General features: G+C 36.0%; 5 protein-coding genes. 4 read left to right on the top strand and 1 reads right to left on the bottom strand.

The window, feature by feature from the left end; translation table 11 throughout:
* The coding region (locus QZ055_RS08420; protein WP_295826132.1) for a metal ABC transporter ATP-binding protein at positions 1–767 on the bottom strand (767 nt) is incomplete at its 3' end.
* 147 nt (positions 768–914) lie between these two features.
* On the opposite strand from QZ055_RS08420, the gene QZ055_RS08415 reads away from it, so the two are divergent.
* From QZ055_RS08415 to QZ055_RS08400, 4 genes are all read left to right on the top strand, one after another.
* Positions 915–1,820, top strand: coding sequence for a metal ABC transporter substrate-binding protein (locus QZ055_RS08415; RefSeq protein ID WP_295826127.1), 906 nt, complete (start codon positions 915–917; stop codon positions 1,818–1,820).
* Positions 1,821–1,960: 140 nt separating this feature from the next.
* Entirely contained in the window at positions 1,961–2,566 is a 606-nt protein-coding gene (fic, locus tag QZ055_RS08410) for a protein adenylyltransferase Fic (protein ID WP_295826124.1), read from the top strand.
* Between the two features lie 11 nt (positions 2,567–2,577).
* The gene (locus QZ055_RS08405) at positions 2,578–3,147 is read left to right on the top strand and encodes a hypothetical protein (RefSeq protein WP_295826122.1); all 570 of its coding nucleotides are present in this window, start codon (positions 2,578–2,580) and stop codon (positions 3,145–3,147) included.
* A 165-nt stretch (positions 3,148–3,312) separates the two neighbouring features.
* Complete coding sequence (locus QZ055_RS08400; RefSeq protein ID WP_005387676.1) at positions 3,313–3,984, top strand: hypothetical protein; 672 nt, start codon at positions 3,313–3,315, stop codon at positions 3,982–3,984.
* Positions 3,985–4,004 lie beyond the last annotated feature (20 nt).

The following is a 4,004-nucleotide window of genomic DNA, read 5'->3' as shown; positions in this document are numbered from 1 at the left end:
GCCTGAGCCTGAGCCTGAGCCTGAGCCTGAGCCTGAGCCTGAGCCTGAGCCTGAGCCTGAGGTGTTACATCTGTAAAGCAAGCACAATTTTCGTGATCCATAGGATTGCGCCCTGTGCTGTGCATGATTTCACTAGCGTATTGTTCAGGAGAGCAAAGGTGACCTTGGCCATTTGCGATGTGGTAGATATTAGTTGAATTGGCTAGGGCCATTTCAAGGTTATGTTCTACGGAGATAATTGTAATGTGGTGTACTTGGTTTAACTCGCGCAAAAGGGCGTAGATGCCTTCTTGGCTTTTCCGGTCGATACCAGTAGATGGTTCATCGAGTATGATGAGGTCAGGGCTGCCGATGAGGGCACGCGCGATAGATACGCGTTGCGCTTGACCACCTGACAGTTTACTGATTAAACGATCTTTGAACTCCGTCATATTGGTAAGCTCTAATACGCGATCTACTTCATGCTTATCTTTAATCTTTAGCAATTTACGGTAGGAATCGAGGATTTCTTTTACCGTAATAGGAAATCCTGCATGGGAGAAATCATTCTTCTGAGACACGTAGCGAATGTTGTTTGTATCTCGCTTGATAGAGCCTTTTACAGGTGTCAGGAATCCTAAAATGAGACGTAGCAAGGTACTTTTACCACACCCATTATCCCCAACAATGGATATATAATCACCCCTGTGAATATGTAAGTTAAGGTCGTTCAACACATAAGGTGGCTGACCTTGATAGGAAAAATAAAGATGTTCAATAGATAACATATAAAAACCACTTTTCTAATTGACAAAATCTTGAGTAAGTTTATACTATAACTATATTACAAATGCAACTGAGTCGCAACTGCAACTAAAGAATGGTTACTATTCTATGAAAGCATAGCGATCAGGATTTCACAAAGGAGGACTACGATGGTCAAGAAGCTGGTTTTGTTAATGATAGGCATCATGATGGCTGCATTATTTGCAGGCTGTGGCAATGATGCACCAAAGGAACAAGCAGGTAAGAAGATCCAAGTGGTAACAAGTTTTAATGCCATGGCTGAATTTGCAAAGGCTATTGGTGGTGACAAGGTAGAGGTATCTACCATTATTCCAGATGGCGTAGAGCCACATGATTTCGAGTTGAAACCTGAAAATATGAAACAATTGGCAACAGCTCAAGTATTCGTGTACAACGGTTTTGGTATGGAACCTTGGGCACAACAAGCAATTGATGCGGCTAAAAATAGCAAGCTCATCACTGTTGTTGCTACAGATGGCGTAGAAGCTATCAAAAATACTGATCCTGAAGAAATTAAAGAACATGGTGCTGAAGATCCTCATGCATGGTTATCTTTGAAAAATGCGAAAATTGAAGTGAAAAACATTAAGGATGCTTTTGTAAAAGCTGACCCAGCAAACAAAGATTACTATGAAAAGAACTATAATGAATATGTTGCTAAATTAGATGCGATGATCAAAAAATATGAAGATCAATTCGCTAAAGCTCCTCATAAAAACTTCGTTACTGGTCATGCAGCATTTGCGTACTTATGCCGTGACTTTGGGTTAGAACAAAATAGTGTAGAAGATGTATTTGCCGAAGGCGAACCAAATGCGGCTCAATTGGCAGAGCTCATTAAATACTGTAAAGAAAACCATATTACTACAATCTTTGCAGAAGAAATGGCTAGCCCAGAAGTATCTAAGACTTTGGCAAGCGAAGTTGGTGCTAAGGTAGAAACTATTTACACAATCGAAAGCAACGAAGATAATAAAACTTACTTAGAACGTATGGATGAAAACCTTACAAAAATTGCAGCATCTTTACAATAAGATGAATGAAAAAGCAGCCCCTAAAGGGCTGCTTTTTTTAGTTCTACGCATTGTGCGTAAGATTTAAAGTTATAATATCTTTAATTTTTATGTCTATAGTATAATATATATAATGAAAATAAATAAAAAGGAGGTCCAACATGGTTATCACTAATAGATTGGGGATTACCGATTCCCCAACATTGGCTAGAGAAGAAGAACGAATTAGTAAAAAAGCAGCAACAACACTGTTTGAAGAAAACTTACTTAATGATATGCCTAGTGGTACGTGGACTACCTTGCAAAGAATCCATACTATATTATTCCAAGATATATATGATTTTGCTGGTGCATTACGAAGTGTGAATATTGCTAAAGGTAATTTTCGCTTTGTTCCTGTCATGTATCTTGCTGAAGCAGTTAGAACCATTGAAGATATGCCGCAATCTACTTTTGAAGAAATTGTAGAAAAGTATGTTGAAATGAATGTCGCTCATCCTTTTAGAGAAGGTAATGGTCGTAGCATGCGATTATGGCTTGATCATATGTTGTGTACAGAATTACAAAAGACCATCGATTGGAGTCAGGTGGATAAAGAGCAATATTTGTCTGCTATGGAACGAAGTCCAGTAAATGACCTAGAAATAAAAACTGTTCTAGCTAAGGCACTTACGAGTGATATCAATAATCGAGAACTATTTATGAAAGGCCTTGACCATAGTTATTATTTTGAAGGATATCAATTATTTAAAAGTGAAGACTTATAAGGTATAGAATTATGAATGGTATGTTTGGCCCATATATAGAAAAATGGATGCGTTTTATTACTGTTAAAAATATGTTGTTATTAGCTGTGACATCAGCAATCATAGCTGATATAGGGTTATATATATTAACGCTAATTTTCCCAAAGAGTCCATTTTTTAAAACATTTATTTGGGAGGTTATAGGCCCTATAGAACTTGAAGCAGTTCCTCTTATAGGATATATACTTGGAATTGTAGCGTTTGTTCTTGTATCTTCTGGTATTTTATATGGTATTTTTAAGGTCTTTAAGGGGCAGGTTACATATAAGCAACTTGTGGCAGACATGCTTTTAAATAGTTGTATCACTAGTTGGATTCACTTGATTTTTGTACTTTTTGCTGCGCCTATTTATCTTTTCTTGGATTTACATACTAAAGGTGGATCCGGTGGATTAAGTACCATAGAAATATTTAATGTCATTATCATGGCGCACCTGATGTCTAAGCAATTTGAATTGAGTCCTTGGATAACAGGTATTTCCTTTTATATCGTATCCTTTGTCTTTGGCATAGGTGGCATTATCTTGTCCATGTCTCTTTAAATATATATGTAATCGAAAAGTTGATAGATGCTATTAGGTGTCTATCAACTTTTTTATTACTATATTTGTTTTGATAATTTATAATGAATTTATATTTAATTTAAAAGTGTATTATGATACAATGATAGACATATATGTGCTTTAGATGTATTTGGAGGGGAACATATGGAAACAAAATGGTATTCAGATATTTGGCAGCTTATTGTAGCTCCATTTAAACGTGGTATTCCACAGATTGTAGAGCATGGATCTTGTCGAAAGGGGTTTTATGCTACTGTGGCTATGGCATTGGTATCCTTGGTATTCTCAGATATCTTGCCTATTATTGTGAGTACGATATTTGCAGATAAACTTGATGGTGCACTTACTATTGTGGCAGCTCTTTTTGGGGGCGGTATATTGAATCTAGTATTAGGTTTGCTATTTACTTTTATTGGCATTGCTATTTATTCTGCTATTTTCTCTTGGGTCGCTAATAAATTTGATGCCAATACTACATATGAGTCTGTGTTAAAGATTATGTGGTATGAACAAGCTTATAACCAGATTATGGGATTAGTATATTTTATTGGACTAATATTAGTATCAGTGCCATTCTTTGTGATACTAGGTTTTAATCTTAATTCTACAGTAAATAGTATCGTATGGTTAACTATTGTTATATTTACATTAATTGCTTTTTCAGTCTTTATATTCTGGGTGTGGTTGACTTTGTTGAGTCACCAAATTAATAAATCTCGTTTAGCAACTTTTGGCATTTCTATTATTACGAGTTTAATTCCTGTAGTCTTTATTGGCATACTGGTGGGCATGGTTATGCTTGCTACATCTAGATAATTACATAGTATGAAAAATAT

The sequence above is a fragment of the uncultured Veillonella sp. genome, from assembly GCF_905209685.1.
GTDB lineage: Bacteria > Bacillota > Negativicutes > Veillonellales > Veillonellaceae > Veillonella.
The sequence above is the reverse complement of the archived record's forward strand: the minus strand, read 5'-3'. Positions and strand labels throughout refer to the sequence as shown.